Below are 15,855 nucleotides of genomic sequence, written 5' to 3' on the forward strand. Positions count from 1 at the left end.
GATGCGCGTGCTTGATGTCGCAGCGTTCGGGGAAATTGCGACCGGTCTCGCTCTTGTGATCCTGCCCAGCTTCGTCGGGCAGGTGCTGCTCGGTGAGGCGCTAAGCGGCGCTGCCATTCCGACCGCACGGGTTGCGGGAATTGCCCTGATCGCCCTCGGCGTTGCCTGCTGGAGAAGCTCCGGTCTTCTCGGCATGCTGATCTACAGCGTGGCAGTCGCGGTCTATCTGGCGCTTTTCGGTCTGACGACCAGCTCCGCGGGGGTGCTTCTGTGGCCGGCGGTCGTGATTCACGTCGTGCTCTCAATCCTGCTCTTGCGCAGTCGTTCGAAAGTGAGGCGGGAATGAACGCCAAACGCGCGATCGCACGGTCCGGCGTCCGAACGTGGCTAGGATCACGTGGCGCGACGGCAACGTCTTCTGTCAACGGGAACCAAGGTTGTTCGACATGCCCCTTCAGCCGAACCCAGCATTGATCCGTGTGATCGTATCAACAGCGGCTCGCTTCCTATGATGCGCTCGCTGACACGGTCTCTCAGCCGTAAACCCAGCGCCAGACGGAGCCCACGCCTCATGATGGTCGTCGGCCTGTTGGCGATGTCGCTCGTCGCCTGCGCGGGACGCCCGACGGGCGTGTTGCAACCCGTTGCTGCCTCGCCAACTGCCAGCCAGGTGGAGATGCTGGTGACGACGACGCGAAGTCAGGCAGCCAAACCCGGTGAGATGTTCAGCGGCGAACGGGCTCTCGAGCCGAATTTTGCCGAGATCACGGTGTCAATTCCGCCCGCAAACGTCCGCAAGGTGGGCGAGGTCGCCTGGCCACGGAAGCTCCCGCCCAATCCCGCAAAGGATTTTGCGGCGGTCAAGGCAGAGGAGGTCGATCGGCCGACAGCGGAAAGCTGGCTGAGCGCTTCCGTGCGCAAGAGCCCGGACCGCAGCGTGCTTGTCTTCATCCACGGTTTCAACAACGAATTCGAGGATGCGGTCTTCCGTTTCGCGCAGATCGTTCACGATTCCGGGGCTCACAGCGCCCCGGTGCTCGCGACGTGGCCCTCAAGGGGCAGCCTGCTGGCCTATGGCTACGATCGCGAAAGTACGAACTATACACGCAACGAGGTGGAGAGGCTGTTCCAGTATCTGGCGCGCGACGCTGAGGTCAAGGAAGTCTCGATCCTGGCCCACTCGATGGGCAACTGGCTTGCGCTGGAATCCCTGCGCCAGATGGCCATCCGCAACGGTGGGCTGCCGGTGAAGTTCAAGAATGTCATGCTCGCCGCCCCCGATGTCGATGTGGACGTCTTTCGCTCACAGATCATCGACATGGGCGCGGTGCGTCCGCGTTTCACCCTTTTCGTCTCGCGCGATGATCGGGCGCTGGCGGTGTCGCGGCGCGTTTGGGGCAATGTTGCGCGGCTGGGGGCGATTGATCCCGAGCAATCGCCCTACAAGGAAGAACTGGCGGCGAACGACATAGCGGTCATCGACCTCACCAAGGTCAAGGCCGGCGACAAGCTGCATCACAGCAAGTTCGCGGAGTCCCCGGAGATCGTACGGCTGATCGGCACGCGCCTTTCCTCAGGGCAGACATTGACCGATAGCAAATTGGGTCTGGGGGATCACATCGTGGCGGCAGCCACGGGTGCTGCGAGTACCGTCGGCACGACGGCGGGCCTCATCGTTTCAGCTCCCGTAGCTATCGTCGACCAGAACACCAGGCAAAATTATGCTCGCCACATCGAGGCGGTTGTTGGCCCGTCAGGCGGCGTCAGCCCCGGCGCCGCCACAACGGACTGCACCAACAGAGGCCAGTCAAGGACCGGCAGTTGCAGCCGATAACCTCATCACGGGGATGCGGTCACGGCCGCCCGCTGCGCGCGTTTTGTGCTTCGAAAATCGCGTAGCGTATCGAGTGGAACTGTCGGCTGGAAAAGTCCCCGACAACCGCTTGTGAAGTCTTTGCGAGGGGGGCGTCATGGGTGCGTCGTTGAACTGGCCGGCACCTTTCGGCAAGGTTGGCTGGTGCCAAGTCGCCGATGTATTTTGTAGCCAAGGACGAGCCAGCGGTTGCGACCGGCGGACCGGTTGAAAGCGGTTCAATCGGTCCCTCGTGAGACCCTCACGCGGGCCCGATTCGTTTTCACGACCGTACCGGTAGCAGGTCACCACAGGCATCCGCTCCCAGGGGGCGGTATCGCGGCTGTCCAAGAAATATTTTCGCCTTGTGACAAATGGCGACGGAACGCCGCGGTGGCCATTGGCATGCCGGGCGTTGCGCATGGTTCAAGCCCCGATCGGTGCGGTTGTTGCCCCTCCGATTCGGGTCGAAACGGGGCGTTGGAAGGGACTTGTTAACCTTCATTTCCTATCGCTTAGAAGGCCCCGCGGCGATGTCTCTAGCTCTTCCAGGACCCATGCGTATTCCCAGGACAAACTTCTCACAGGCTGCTTTGCATGATGCAAACCAGGCGGACTATTTCGATGGTCCGCATGACGATGCGTTGAGCGGTATGCCCACCCATGAGGCGGAACCCGCCGACCCATACCAGTTGTACGAGGCGCCGGCGGCGCCCCGCAGGCCAGCCAACCAGCAGGCCGAAACCGTGAGCCGTGCCGCACGTCTCTACGGGCAAGGCTCTGCCTATGCGCCAGCACAGGTCACGACGACGACCAGCGAGCCGTTGCCGACGCTCTCGGAGATCGCCGGGCACTATGGCGACTCGACGTGGGAGAGCCATTTCTTCCTGGCGCCGAACGTCCGCTTTACCCGTACGCCGGAGCGCGAATTCATGAAGCGGCGCGCACCGCAGCTCGAGGAAAGCGAAACGGTTACCGAGGAGCCGTCGGCAGCCGAAATCGAAGCAGTAGCCGTCGCGGTGACGGTGAAGCTTGTATCGGCAGAGACTATCGAGCCCGTCGTGATGGCTCCGGTCGAGTCGGCGCAGGCGGAAGTGTCCGCTGCCGCCGTTGACGGCGCGCCGCAGGCCGAGGTCACGCTGCCATCCTATAGCCCGTCCGAACTGTTGCGAATGCTGACAAACCAGCTGCCGACCTGGACAGCGGCGCAAAACACGATCGAGCCGGCGATGCTTGAGCGCGTCGAGACCCCGGCCGATGACGGCGTTGCACTTGCGCCCGTTCTCACGACGCCGGTCGCCGTATCCGAGCCGGTCACGGAGGTTCAGCCCGCACCTGCTCAAGCAACCAGCACCGTCGCCGATCATGGTGCCGCGCGTTCGAGCTTCCTGTCCGACTTTGCCTTCTTCGAATTCGGCCCGGCCGACGACGTCGAGGTTGCCGGCGAGGAAGCCAAGCATCCGAAGCCCTTCGTCGAAACGCCCGCTCCCGTGCAGATGGCGCCGTTGACCCCTCCTGTTGCCGTTGCCCCATCGGCACCCGTGCGTTCGGTCGAGATTCGCCGCCTGCCGCCAACGGCGATTACCTCGCTGTTCCGCGTTGTCGATGTTCGTGGCGCAAAGGCAGAGGACGTCCCGGCACCGCAGCAGCCCGCTGTACCCGCCGAGGTCGTTGCCGACGTCCCTCCAGCGCCCGCTGCAGTGGTCGCGACACCTGAGGCCGTAGCCGCAGCCGAGCCGGAAATCGTCGACGCCGAACCGGTCGAAATCGAACAGCCGGCACCGGTCGCCTCGAAGGCGGCGATCACCATGCCGGCGACGGTTACCCGTGCGCCGAGCGGAATGCCGGCGATCGGCGTGACCGAACGTGCGCCGAGCGGCGACGGCTACGAGTTTCCGTCCGAAGAGTTGCTGCAGGAAGCGCCTGTCGGTCAGGGTTTCTTCATGACGCAGGAGCAGCTCGAGCAGAATGCCGGTCTGCTTGAAAGTGTGCTCGAAGACTTCGGCGTCAAGGGCGACATCATTCACGTTCGCCCGGGTCCGGTCGTCACCCTCTACGAATTCGAGCCGGCGCCTGGCGTGAAATCGTCGCGCGTGATCAACCTTGCCGACGATATCGCCCGCTCCATGTCGGCGCTTTCGGCCCGTGTTGCGGTCGTGCCCGGCCGCAACGTCATCGGCATCGAACTGCCGAACGCGACCCGTGAGACAGTCTACTTCCGCGAGCTGATCGAATCCGTCGATTTCCGCAAGACTGGCTACAAATTGGCGCTTTGCCTGGGCAAGACCATCGGCGGCGAACCTGTCATTGCCGAACTCGCAAAGATGCCGCATCTGCTCGTCGCCGGCACCACGGGCTCGGGCAAGTCGGTAGCGATCAACACGATGATCCTGTCGCTCCTCTATCGTCTGAGCCCGGATCAATGCCGCCTGATCATGGTCGATCCGAAGATGCTGGAACTCTCCGTCTATGACGGCATTCCGCACCTGCTGACGCCTGTTGTTACCGACCCGAAGAAGGCGGTGATGGCGCTGAAATGGGCCGTGCGCGAGATGGAGGACCGGTACCGCAAGATGTCGCGGCTCGGTGTCCGCAACATCGACGGCTACAACCAGCGCGCAGCCGCCGCCCGCGAGAAGGGCGAGCCCGTGATGTGCACGGTTCAGACCGGCTTCGAGAAGGGCACTGGCGAGCCGCTGTTCGAGCAGCAGGAAATGGATCTGGCGCCGATGCCTTACATCGTCGTCATCGTCGACGAGATGGCCGACCTGATGATGGTGGCCGGCAAGGAGATCGAAGGTGCCATCCAGCGGCTGGCGCAGATGGCGCGTGCTGCCGGTATCCACCTGATCATGGCAACGCAGCGTCCTTCGGTCGACGTCATCACCGGCACGATCAAGGCGAACTTCCCGACCCGCATCTCGTTCCAGGTCACCTCGAAGATCGACAGCCGCACGATCCTTGGCGAACAGGGCGCCGAACAGCTGCTCGGCCAAGGTGACATGCTGCACATGCAGGGCGGCGGGCGCATCGCCCGCGTGCACGGCCCGTTCGTCTCGGACCTCGAGGTCGAACATGTCGTGGCGCATCTGAAGACGCAAGGGCGGCCGGAATACCTCGAAACCGTCACGGCGGACGAAGAGGAAGAGGAGCCGCAGGAGGAGACGCCGGTCTTCGACAAGAGCGCGCTTGCGTCGGAAGACGGCAACGAACTCTACGACCAGGCGGTCAAGGTGGTGCTGCGCGACAAGAAGTGCTCGACCTCCTACATCCAGCGCCGCCTCGGCGTCGGCTACAACCGCGCCGCCTCGCTGGTCGAGCGCATGGAGAAGGAAGGCCTCGTCGGCCCGGCAAACCACGTCGGCAAGCGCGAGATCGTCTACGGCAACCGCGACCATATGAGCGCGCCCGACAACGACGACATGGATTGATACCGATCGTAGGCGTCGCCCCCAAAACACGGATTTCAAGCCGTCGCTGACAGGTTGTTGGCGGCGGCTTTTCCATCTTTGGCTTGGTGGTTGTGTCGCATGCGCCAGGAGTGGTTGTTATGCTTCCGGCCCGGGTGTCGCGCATGGGATGATCTGAGCGGTGCAAGCAGTAACGCATCATCGCAACGAGACAACGCTCTGGCGAAGCCTCGCGCTTGCTCTCCTCATTCATGCCCTCGCCGTGTGGGCGCTCTTCCTTCTTCCGCCGCCAAAAAGGCCCGTTCCGACCCCGGATGAGGGGATCGCCGTTCAGATACTGGAATTGCCACCGCTTCGCCCCGATGTGGTGCAGCCGGTGCTTGGACCACAGCCTGCGTCGTCAACGACGCAGTCTGTTCCTGAGGTGGCGCCTGCTGTGGAAGCAGTCACGCCGTCGCCGGATGTCTCGCCGACCATTCAAGCAAAACAGTTCTTTTCTGCGGAGATACTCGCCCACCCGCGCAGCAGGCAGGCGCTGGAGGGGCTCTCGCAGCTTGCGGCCGATGAACGGATCGTCCAGCTCTGCAATCTCGAGGCGATGGAGCAGGTTCATCGCTGGCGCAATGACTTCGCCCCCGATTCTCTCGTCGCCTACGCCACCGCGGATGTCCTCCTGGCCGGGCGGAACCTCCGCGCCGATGGCGCCGCCTTCCGCAGCAAGGGCCGCTGGTTCAACATCAAGGTTGGCTGCGATGTAGCGCCGGATATCAAAAGCGTCGTCCGGTTCGAATTTCAGGTTGGTGACGAAATTCCGGAAAGCGAGTGGGAGGCGCATTTCCTCTCCGCTGGTGCCAAAACCCAGTGATCGTGGCAATGGTCGCTCCGCTATCCCACGGGAAGCTGGCTGCAGAGGCGTATCACGCCGACGCCGTTCCGCCTTTGGTGTGACCTGCGCGGCAGCAGTGCTTGAGCTGCTTCCCAGATCCGCAGGGGCAGGGGTCGTTGCCGCGCAGTTGCAGCTTGCCGACCAGAGGCAAAAGCGCCGCGGAGGGAAGGATGCCTGCCATCAGGATTGCCAGTCTGGCGGAAATGCCGGGAATGACCAGCCGGCGACGGGCCTTGAAACCGCGCCAGGCGCAATTTGCAACATATTCCGGACTGGCTTTCGGGAGAACCTTGAACAGGGCAGCTCTGTTGGCGCCGGATTTTTCGAGGAATTCGGTCGATACCGGCCCCGGCGCCACGCAGGTCACCGTTACGCCTGTCCTTCGCGTCTCCTGGTACAGCGCTTCGGAAAATGAGCGCACGAAGGCCTTGCTCGCATAATACATCGCCATGTACGGGCCGGGGGTGAAGCTGGCGACGGAGGCGAGATTGATGACGCCGCCACGGCGTCGTGCCACCATGCCCGGCAACAGGCGCAATGTCAGGTCGGCCAGGGCGCGGATGTTGACGTCGATCATTCCAATCTGGTCGACCACCGGCAAAACGGTCGCCCCGCCGCGCAGGCCGTAACCGGCACTATTGACGAGAACATCGCAGACGAGGCCCTGGCGCGAAAGGAACGCTTCAAGGCCGGTCGATGCATCGGCGGAGGTGAGGTCAAGCGAAAGCGAGAAAGCCTCGCCGCCCGATTGTCTGATTGCCGATTCCACGACCTGCAGACCCTCTATGGACCGCGCGACCAGCACGACAGGCGCACCGTCTCGGGCGGCAAGCTCTGCGATCGCTCTGCCTATGCCGCGGGATGCGCCGACAACAACAATTGCGGGTCGGGATAGCTGCTGTAATGTCATGCCGATGGCTCCGACGCCGTCATCGGCGGATGTTTAACTTGGGACAGGCCCGCGACCTCCTCAGCGATCTCTCCGTTCAATATTTCCTCGAAGCGCAGCAAAGCGCGCGCGACATTGGCACCGTCCATGACGCGGTGGTCGTAGTGAATGCGCACCACGACCGATCCGTCCTCGCCGATCGGCCCATAGTTGAAGATCGTCGTCAGGGGGGTCAGCGGATTGAGCGATTCTGCGCCCAGGCCGGAATATACCGACAACTGAAAGGTGCCGAAACGGTGGCCCCGCTGACGTCCCATGTTCAGGCTGAGCCACATCAAGAACCGCCGCAGCGGCGCCGGCAGGCGCGCAATCTTCAGCGCACGGCGGAATTCCCTGATCTCAAGCACGGGGCGTGATCGGGCCTCCTGAAGCAGGGCGCTCAGCTCGGCAATCGACCGCCGTTCGGGCGTCTTGATTGTGCTGAGAAGCACGACCCTTTCGCCTTCATGCTCGCGCTCGTGAGCAACCGACGCGATGCTTCCCGGATACTCGTAGAGCTGCGGTCTCGGCAGTTTGACATAGGCCCGGCGCAGTTCGGGCGTCTCCTTCGAAAGAAGCCCGTAGCCCTTGAGGAAAAGAACCATCCACGACGGCCGTTCAGACAGGCTCGCCCTCGCCTTGTGCAGCGCACTAATGTTCATCTGCCGTTGCACCGTAACCCGGGGGACGACGATCGAGAACCTCATCAGGTCCCCGACAAGGCGTCGTGCCGCAGAGAGCTTGACCGATCGGCCCCGCATCATGCCACCTCTAGTAAAGATAGGGTATAATCCGCTTCGTCCTGTCCATGTAGGCGCGATATTCAGGACCGAAGAATTCCAGCATCAGGCGCTCTTCCTTGCCGACGCGCAGGAAGAAAAGCAAAGCAAAGCCGAGGATGCCCGCAAGTCCAACCACCCAGTTCGACAGCAGGAGCATCTGCCCGACCGCCATGAGCAGGAAGCTTGTATACATCGGATGACGCACGACGGCATAGAGGCCGCTGCTGATGAGCTGGTGCTTCTCGCGGATCTCCAGCGAGATCGACCAGTTGCGGCCGAGTTCTTTGTGAGTCCGACGGAACGTCCACAGCCCCATCACAAAGACGAGTGCGCCAAGGCCCACCACCCAGGCATGCGCAGGATAGTCGGCGAACTTCGGGAATCCCGTCGCAACATAGAACGCCGGTACGATCGACATGCCAAACAGGGCGGCGGCCAGGCCGGCCGTGTCGGTAGGCGACCGTCGGCTGCTCGTCACACGCACACGCCTTGCACGACGCTCGAATGGGTAACGCACGACGTACCAGGCGACGATGCCTATGACCCAGACGACTTCGCCGATGGAAGCGACAGACATGTTCACGTTCAACCACCTAAGCTCTTTGCTGCAGCTGCCGGCCACCGCAACGGCCGGAAAGGACAAGACTGCCACGCGGCGCTCCGACCTGACAAGGTACCAAACCGGAGGTGGCGAACCATTGGCTGTGGACGATTGTCGATCTGCCGCTCAAGGGCATTGATGGCAGCCAGTGGTGGCACAGCGCACGCGGTCTTCTGGAAGCTGACAAACAGCGGTTCGCGTGACCCTCAAACCTACCCGCCGTTCATCTCGCGAAGCCTGGTGATGAATTGCTGCGGCCTCAGCCAGATGTTTGGGGTCTTGTATCCCATAGAGCGCGCAATATCGGCCACGAAGGCGTTGCAGTTGTAGAGCGAAGCATGCCAGTAATGGGCCTCGGCCTTGAGCTTGCGGATCTTGGCGACGACATCACGATATTGCGCTTCGGTCAGCATGACGCGCCAACTTGCAGACCGGTATTGCTCCTCCATGTCTCCGTCGCTCGCGCCGGTTTCCGCCGGTACGGGCAGAACATGGCCGATGACGTAGGGAGCGGTATCGAGTGTTGCCGGGGCGAGTCCGGCTATTTCCGGATTGATCATTGCTCCCGATTTGCTGGCTTGTCCGAAAATCACGTAGGTATGGCCGTAGCTCAGCGCATAACGGGATCGGAACTCGATGAAATAGCCCTGCTCGCTCTCTTGCGATGTTGTTCCCGCAATGCTTGAGACAAACTTTGGTTGAGGGCCCTTGTCTTGTGATTGACACGCCGTAAGCGCCAATGCGGTCAAGACGGCGAATGAAATACAACCTCGTGAGCGCGCCATTACTGCCCTAAATCTCCCGAATTCTGATGAGCGCATGGATTTTCCACTTTAAGTGGTTTTCCGAACTTTGCGCTGTGACATGTGACCAGGCCGGTCACGATCAGATAGGGCGGGAAGGGCCGCGAGGCCCTCCCCGAACTAAGGTCGGTGATTATTTGTAAACGGGTGCCGGCTCTGCAGCCACCGGTGGCGGCGCCTTGCCCTTGCCTTTGCCGATCGTTCCGCAAGCGGTGAGGCTGGCGACCGAAAGCAACGCAACTGTAACGATCAGAAATCTGCTCATCAATAAGTCCTTTCCTCTCTCTGGAATGGGTATTAGAAGGCAACGTTCTTAGTATTAAAGGCAATTTTAGATTCGTCCTAGTGCTTAAAGGGCACACTCGTCATTCGGTTTATCGTTACCGAACTTTGAATAGTGCTTCAAAAGCGTGTCGGCCTTCCTCCAATGTCGCAGTTAGATAGAGTACGCAGTCAAATGATCAATACCGGAGTGCCAATAGGCGTCCGGGCATAGAGATCGACAATATCATCATTCGTAAGTCTGATGCAGCCATTGGACACTGCCTGCCCTATGCTCCAGGGCTCGTTGGTACCGTGCAGACGGAATTTGGTGTCTTGTCCGTTGCGATAGAGGTACAGGGCAGAAGCCCCCAATGGATTATGCGGCCCGCCAGAAACCCCGCCTGCATATTGCGCGAGGCGTGGTTTGCGCCGGATCATGCTTGCGGTCGGCGTCCACGATGGCCATTCGGCCTTTCGTCCGACGACGGCTTGCCCCTTCAGTGTAAGCCCTTCCTCGCCCACGGCAATCCCGTAGCGCATTGCCCAGCCACCATCCTCGATCGAATAAAGATAGCGCTGGTTTGTATCGACCAGGATTGTCCCTGGTGGCTCGTTGCCGTCGAAGCGAACGTGCTGCTTGCGGAAGCGGCGATCTACCCCAGGAGTGCCGCCATACAGGGATGGAAACGACATGCCTTGCCAACTTGAGCTGCACCCGGTCAACAGGGCAAGGCTGCCAATGACCAGGGCTCTCCGTGTAATGCGGTGATTGTCCATCTTTACCTGCTGAGAAAAATGGTGCGCCCCGAGTCGTTTTAACATCACAATATTTGCTGGCCAAGCTCCAATCAGACAAACTAATCCCAATGGCAGGATAGATGTTTGAAATGTCGTGTTTTTCTGCTCACGATGTGTGAAAATGTGTTGCAAGGATTGTATATCGTCGAAGCTGGTCTGGCTGCGGCGGGCGAGTTGTGCCAGGAATTGTCGCGAGTTTTACGTGTTGCTGCGGCCGGCCGGTTGGAAATCTGGTGCCTCCAGGCGAATGCCATGAAATGACTTGCGATGTCGCGCGCGCTCGATTAGTCGAAGCCTGATGATTAGGAATGACAGTATGAATCGAGGCTTCGCTGGCAAGGTTGCGATTGTGACCGGCGCGGGTTCCGGAATCGGCGCAGCCGTGTGCCGGCAACTTGCGGTAGAGGGAGCGGAAGTGATCGCTGCCGATGTCGACGCTGACGCCGTGCGCTTGCTCGTCGAGGCTATTCGCTCGAGCGGCGGCAAGGCCCATGACGTTGCCGTCAATGTTGCCGATGCTGTTGCGGTGGAGAAACTGGTGGGGTTCGCCGTCCAGACCTGTGGCGGCCTGCATCTGGCCGTCAACAATGCCGGCGTCGACGGCGTCCGCAAGGCGACTGCCGACTATCCGCTTGATGGCTGGCATGCGCTGATGGACGTCAACCTGCATGGCGTTTTTTACTGCATGAAGTACGAGATCGCGGCCATGGCGTCGCAGGGTGGGGGCGCGATCGTCAATACGTCTTCCATCCTGGGTTCGGTCGCCCTGCCTCTTGCTGCCGCCTATACGGCCGCCAAGCACGCTGTGGTCGGGCTGACGAAAGCGGCTGCGATCGAGTATGCCCGCATGGGTGTCCGCATCAATGCGGTCGCGCCCGGCTGGATCGATACGCCGCTATCGGTCGAGAACGCGGACTTGGCAAACAGCAGGCGGATGATGTCGCTGCAACCGATGGGGCGTCGAGGTACCCCGGAGGAGGTCGCGGCCCTCATCTGTTTCCTGTTGTCGGAACAGGCGAGTTTCATCACCGGAAGCGTTCACCTGGTGGATGGCGCCTACACCGCGCACTGAGCGCACGCCGCACCAAAAACACACAGCAAATCAACAGGTCCTCCGCGGAAGCGAGCGCTTGGGGCGCGCGCCTATGCCTCCGCTGCGCCCACTCACGTTCTGCTGAAATGAAATAAAAACGTTTTTATTTTTCTTGAAAACGTTTTTATTGGCTGTTACCCCTATGCTCCAGGAGAAGCCGCGAGCCTGGGAGGGTGCATGGCGACGCAGATGCATAGGGCGCGGCGCGCGCCGCCGCCAACGATCAAGACATTGGCCGAAATGACGGGCTATTCCATCGCCACGATCTCGAAGGCTTTGCGCGAATCTCCCGTCGTCGCACCGGCGACGCGCGATCTCATCTACAAGGCGGCGCGCGAAGTCGGCTATCAGGCGAATGCGCGCGGCATGGCGCTGCGCACCGGCAAGAGTTTTCAGGCCGCCGTGCTGATGCCGGTGACCGCGGCACGCGACTATGAATGGGACGGCGTCGAATATACCCAGACCTTGAGCGGCATCAGCCAGGCGCTCGAAGGCACCGACTACCGCATGTCGGTGCATGTCATCCGCGACGCGGCTGATGGCGCGGAGGCTGCCCGCCGCATCGTCGACCAGGGGTTGGCCGACGGCCTGATCTTTTCCGGCATCCTTGCCGAAGACCCGCGCATCGATCTTCTGGTCGCCGAGCACTTCCCCTTCGTCTCCATGGGCCGCTGCCGCAAGAATCTCGACTATGCCCATGTCGATATCGACAACGAATGGGCAGCACATGCGGCCACCGCACGGCTGATCGCCGGCGGTCACAGGCGGATCGCGCTCGTCAATCCGGAGCGGCGGTTTTCCTATGCGCTCGACAGGATCGATGGCTTTTCCAGGGCGTTCCGCGAGGCGGGACTGGATGCGCCGACGGAACTGATCGCCGAGGGCGATCTTTCGACCCATTTCGGCCGGCAGGCGGTGATCGACTTCCTGCAGCTCGAGAATGCCCCGACCGCCTTCGTCTGCATCAACGAATCCACCACGCTCGGCGTGCTCTCGGGCCTTGGCAGTCTCGGCCGCGAGGTCGGCGTTGATGTCGATGTCATCGCCTATGACGACATCAACGTCAGCGCCTATTTCACCCCGCCGGTCACCACTTTCTATCAGCCGATCGAGGTGCTCGGTCGCACGCTTGGACAGTTCCTGCTGCGCCGCATGGAGGGGGATGACCCCGCTAGGCTCCGGCAGGTCTTCAGGCCGACGCTGATTGCGCGCCAGCCGGATAATCTCGGCGGCCGACTGATCCAAAGTTAATCATCAAAGGAGGAGAACCATGAAGAAACTGATGATTGCCCTGGCCATTGCGGCCCTTGCCTCGAGCGTGTCCCACGCCGCCGATCTCGGCGGCAAGCTCTTGAAGGTCGGATCCGACACCACGTCGCCGCCGATGGAGAGCATCGATCCGGCCACCGGACAGGTCGTCGGCTTCGACGTCGACGTGGTCAACGCCGTCTGCGCCAAGATCAATTGCCAGGCCGAGTTCGTCACCACCGGCTGGGACGGCATCTTCGCAGCGCTCGACCAGGGCAGTTTCGACCTCGTCGCCTCAGGTGTCTCGATCACCGAGGAACGCAAGAAGGCCATGGACTTTTCCGATCCCTACATCGTCAACAGCCAGGCCGTGCTGATGCGTGCTGACGATCAGGGCATCACGCTCGAAGCCTTCAAGGAAGCTGGCAGAAAGCTCTCCGCCCAGGCGAATACGACCGATGCCCAGGTCGCCGAGAGTGTCGTCGGCAAGGAGAACGTTGCCGCCTACGACACCTTCAGCGCCGCGATCATCGCGCTCAAGAACAAGGACGTCGACGGCGTCGTCATCAACGGCGCCAACGCTGCGGCTTACGAGCGCGAATTCGCTGGTGAGCTCGTCGTTGCGATCAAGGACCTCGAATCCGACCCGCTCGGCCTCGTCTTCCGCAAGGGCGACGAAAACGTCGCCGCCTTCAACGAAGGCCTGAAGATGATCAAGGACGACGGTACCCTCGACCAGCTCGTCAACAAGTACTGGGGCCTGAAGTAAGCTCATAGTGCCGATCGGACCCGGAACGCGCTCGCGCTCCGGGTCCTCCGTCTGTCCAATTCTATGCCCCCCCCGGAGGAATGAATGTCGTTCCTGAGAAGCGTGCGTCCGAGCAATCTGATCATCCTGACCGCGCTGCCCTTCATCATCTATCTTTTCATTTCCTCCGGCGACTACCAGCGCTCGTTGAGGGCGATCCTTGGTGTCGAAAATGGCTCGTCAGCCTTCGTGCCGGGCTTTCTGGCGCTGGCGATCGCGTTCACCTCGGGCATCGCCGTGCTCGTGCTGTCGCGGGCGAAGGCGCCACGTCCGCGCCTGGCAAACGTGGCGGCGCTGCTCAATCTCGCTGCGGCTGCCGTTCTCGTCATCGGCCACAATATCCATCCCTTCATCGCATCCGTCGTCGCCAATGGCGTCGATCCGTTCAAGTCTACGCTGATCGTCAAGGGCATGACCCCGCGGCAGCTGACCGAAGCTGCGGATCTGATGGTGCAGGGTGTCGAGGCCTGGCTATTTCCCGTCTATTTCGCCGTCACTCTGGCTGGCCTCGGTCTCTACTTCATGAGCAGCCGTGCCGATGCCCCTTCCGATGGAAAGGCGCGTCGCGTCGCCCGCTGGATTATCGGCCTGGTCAACGGCGCGGGTTTGGTTTTCGTTTTCTTCTTCGCCCATATCGCCTTTGCTGCCGGTGTGGCGACCACCATCCGCGCGGCGATCGCCGCCTATCTCCTGGCTGCGCTCATGGGGCTCGTCTGGGTCGGGCTGCTGCAATTGCATTCGACGGTCAGGACCAGCCTCTATTTCTCGATTGCCACGCTGGTATTGGCCGTTTCTGCCGGCTGGTTCCTCATGCAGCCACGCGACACCTACGTGCTGGCCGGTACGCTGGACGGCAAGGTCGGTATCGTCACCAACACGCCGGCAGGCCTGATCAGCGCCGTGCGCTTTGGCCAGTATGACGGCGCGCCGCAGACGGAAACGCCGGTGCGTACTTTTGTCGGCCCGGCCGAGGCGCTTGCCTCGATTGCCAAGAGCGAGGGCGTTTCGGGGGCCCTGCTGCCGGCTGCCTCCGCGCCGGCCGATATGCCGGTCCTCTGGAAGACCGAGGCACTGAACGACCGCGATCGTGCCGCCGGCGTCACCGTCGCCGTTCTTGCGATCATCCTTGGCCTTCTCACTTTCGGCGGCTATCTGCACCAGCGCCATCCGCTGGCGATCGGATCGGAGTTCATCGTCGACACGATCCGCGGCATTCCGATGCTGGTGATCGTGCTCTATGTCGGCCTACCCTTGAGCGGAGCGCTGAAGGACGCGACCCAAGGAGTGCTCGATCCGCCGAACCTGATGCGCGGCATCGTCGCCATGGCGCTTGCCTATTCGGCGTATCTTGCCGAAATCTTCCGCTCGGGCATCAACGCCATCCCCGTCGGTCAGGTCGAGGCGGCGCGCAGCATCGGCCTCAACCGCTGGCAGACGGCGCGCCTTGTCGTGCTGCCGCAGGCCTTCCGCATCATCATCCCGCCGCTCGGTAACGAACTGATCGCGATCCTCAAGGACACGTCGCTGCTGTCGATCCTGTCGATCCGTGACATCACCCAGCGCATGCGTGAGTTCCAGTCGGCAAGCTTCCTGCCGTTCGCACCCTATAACTCGGCGGCGATCTTCTACATCTTCCTGACGCTGGCGGCGGCAAGCCTCGTCAACATGATCGAGCGGAAATATGACATCAAGCACCGCTAGACCCCGCACGGTGCTGATTACTGGCGCCTCCCGCGGGCTCGGCGCCGAATTGGCTCGGATCTATGCCGAGGACGGTTGGCGCGTCATCGCCTGTGTGCGGGGCTCAGCCCCGCACGCAGGGGCGACAGACCGGCTACCGCTCGACGTTGCAGATCCCGCATCGATCGTTGCTTTGGGAGAGGCGCTGCAGGGCGTCGCGATCGACGTTCTGATCAACAATGCGGCTGTGCGTGGCGACACGGGCGGTCTTTCGACGCTCGATACGGACGAATTTCTTGAAGTGATGCGGATCAATGCGTTGGCGCCGCTTTTGGTGACGCGAGCGCTTCGAGCCAACTTACGGGCCGGCGAGCGCCGCGTCGTTGCCAATATCAGCAGCCGCGCCGGGTCGCTCGCCGAAGGTACGCTCGACGATGATGACGGCGACTATGCCTACCGCTGCTCCAAGGCGGCGCTGAACATGGCAACGGTCAAGCTCGCGCAGGATCTGAAGGGTGAAGGGATATCCGTACTCTCGCTGCATCCCGGCTGGGTGCAGACGGACATGGGCGGCAGCGATGCGGTCGTTTCGGTGGCTGCGAGTGCGGCCGGGCTGAAGGCGATCGTCGACAACTCAGATATGGCCGCTAGCGGCAGTTTCCGCGCCTATGACGGGCGGCGGGTTTCGTGGTGACAGGACAG

General features: G+C 61.9%; 15 protein-coding genes. 9 read left to right on the forward strand and 6 right to left on the reverse strand.

The window, feature by feature from the left end; all coding sequences use genetic code 11:
- The first annotated feature begins 1 nt into the window (after window position 1).
- The 4 genes from PWG15_RS22035 to PWG15_RS22050 all read left to right on the forward strand — a co-directional run bounded on the left by PWG15_RS22035 (window position 2) and on the right by PWG15_RS22050 (window position 6,127).
- The gene (locus tag PWG15_RS22035; RefSeq protein ID WP_425536802.1) at window positions 2-346 is read left to right on the forward strand and encodes a hypothetical protein; all 345 of its coding nucleotides are present in this window, start codon (window positions 2-4) and stop codon (window positions 344-346) included.
- A 225-nt stretch (window positions 347-571) separates the two neighbouring features.
- Window positions 572-1,834: an alpha/beta hydrolase gene (locus PWG15_RS22040; protein ID WP_275026119.1), complete on the forward strand. Its 1,263-nt coding sequence runs from the start codon at window positions 572-574 to the stop codon at window positions 1,832-1,834.
- 575 nt (window positions 1,835-2,409) lie between these two features.
- The gene (locus PWG15_RS22045; protein WP_275026120.1) at window positions 2,410-5,283 is read left to right on the forward strand and encodes a DNA translocase FtsK; all 2,874 of its coding nucleotides are present in this window, start codon (window positions 2,410-2,412) and stop codon (window positions 5,281-5,283) included.
- Window positions 5,284-5,698: 415 nt separating this feature from the next.
- On the forward strand, window positions 5,699-6,127 hold the full coding sequence (locus tag PWG15_RS22050) for a DUF930 domain-containing protein (RefSeq protein WP_275026121.1): 429 nt from the start codon (window positions 5,699-5,701) through the stop codon (window positions 6,125-6,127).
- A gap of 52 nt (window positions 6,128-6,179) precedes the next feature.
- Here PWG15_RS22050 and PWG15_RS22055 read toward each other — a convergent pair whose 3' ends face one another.
- The 6 genes from PWG15_RS22055 to PWG15_RS22080 form a co-directional block, all read right to left on the reverse strand.
- The gene (locus PWG15_RS22055) at window positions 6,180-7,058 is read right to left on the reverse strand and encodes an SDR family NAD(P)-dependent oxidoreductase (RefSeq protein ID WP_275026122.1); all 879 of its coding nucleotides are present in this window, start codon (window positions 7,056-7,058) and stop codon (window positions 6,180-6,182) included.
- Complete coding sequence (locus tag PWG15_RS22060; RefSeq protein WP_275027153.1) at window positions 7,055-7,837, reverse strand: hypothetical protein; 783 nt, start codon at window positions 7,835-7,837, stop codon at window positions 7,055-7,057. The genes PWG15_RS22055 and PWG15_RS22060 overlap by 4 nt, the downstream gene beginning before the upstream one ends.
- A gap of 10 nt (window positions 7,838-7,847) precedes the next feature.
- A complete protein-coding gene (locus tag PWG15_RS22065) occupies window positions 7,848-8,435 on the reverse strand; it encodes a protein-S-isoprenylcysteine O-methyltransferase (protein WP_275026124.1) in 588 nt (195 codons plus the stop codon).
- Window positions 8,436-8,671: 236 nt separating this feature from the next.
- A complete protein-coding gene (locus PWG15_RS22070; protein WP_275026126.1) occupies window positions 8,672-9,244 on the reverse strand; it encodes a hypothetical protein in 573 nt (190 codons plus the stop codon).
- A gap of 151 nt (window positions 9,245-9,395) precedes the next feature.
- Window positions 9,396-9,527 carry an ABC transporter gene (locus PWG15_RS22075; protein WP_275026127.1) on the reverse strand — a complete coding sequence of 44 codons (132 nt, stop codon included), beginning with the start codon at window positions 9,525-9,527 and terminating at the stop codon, window positions 9,396-9,398.
- A 188-nt stretch (window positions 9,528-9,715) separates the two neighbouring features.
- A complete protein-coding gene (locus tag PWG15_RS22080) occupies window positions 9,716-10,303 on the reverse strand; it encodes a L,D-transpeptidase (RefSeq protein ID WP_275027154.1) in 588 nt (195 codons plus the stop codon).
- A gap of 337 nt (window positions 10,304-10,640) precedes the next feature.
- Between PWG15_RS22080 and PWG15_RS22085 the strand changes: the two genes are divergently transcribed.
- From PWG15_RS22085 to PWG15_RS22105, 5 genes are all read left to right on the forward strand, one after another.
- On the forward strand, window positions 10,641-11,396 hold the full coding sequence (locus PWG15_RS22085) for an SDR family NAD(P)-dependent oxidoreductase (protein ID WP_275026128.1): 756 nt from the start codon (window positions 10,641-10,643) through the stop codon (window positions 11,394-11,396).
- Between the two features lie 198 nt (window positions 11,397-11,594).
- The gene (locus PWG15_RS22090; RefSeq protein ID WP_275026130.1) at window positions 11,595-12,668 is read left to right on the forward strand and encodes a LacI family DNA-binding transcriptional regulator; all 1,074 of its coding nucleotides are present in this window, start codon (window positions 11,595-11,597) and stop codon (window positions 12,666-12,668) included.
- A gap of 19 nt (window positions 12,669-12,687) precedes the next feature.
- A complete protein-coding gene (locus tag PWG15_RS22095; protein WP_275026131.1) occupies window positions 12,688-13,434 on the forward strand; it encodes a transporter substrate-binding domain-containing protein in 747 nt (248 codons plus the stop codon).
- Window positions 13,435-13,518: 84 nt separating this feature from the next.
- Window positions 13,519-15,174, forward strand: coding sequence for an amino acid ABC transporter permease (locus PWG15_RS22100; protein ID WP_275026132.1), 1,656 nt, complete (start codon window positions 13,519-13,521; stop codon window positions 15,172-15,174).
- Between the two features lie 10 nt (window positions 15,175-15,184).
- Window positions 15,185-15,847 carry an SDR family oxidoreductase gene (locus tag PWG15_RS22105; RefSeq protein WP_342457070.1) on the forward strand — a complete coding sequence of 221 codons (663 nt, stop codon included), beginning with the start codon at window positions 15,185-15,187 and terminating at the stop codon, window positions 15,845-15,847.
- The last annotated feature ends 8 nt before the right edge of the window (window positions 15,848-15,855 follow it).

It is taken from the genome of Ensifer adhaerens, assembly GCF_028993555.1.
Taxonomy (GTDB): Bacteria; Pseudomonadota; Alphaproteobacteria; order Rhizobiales; family Rhizobiaceae; genus Ensifer; species Ensifer adhaerens_I.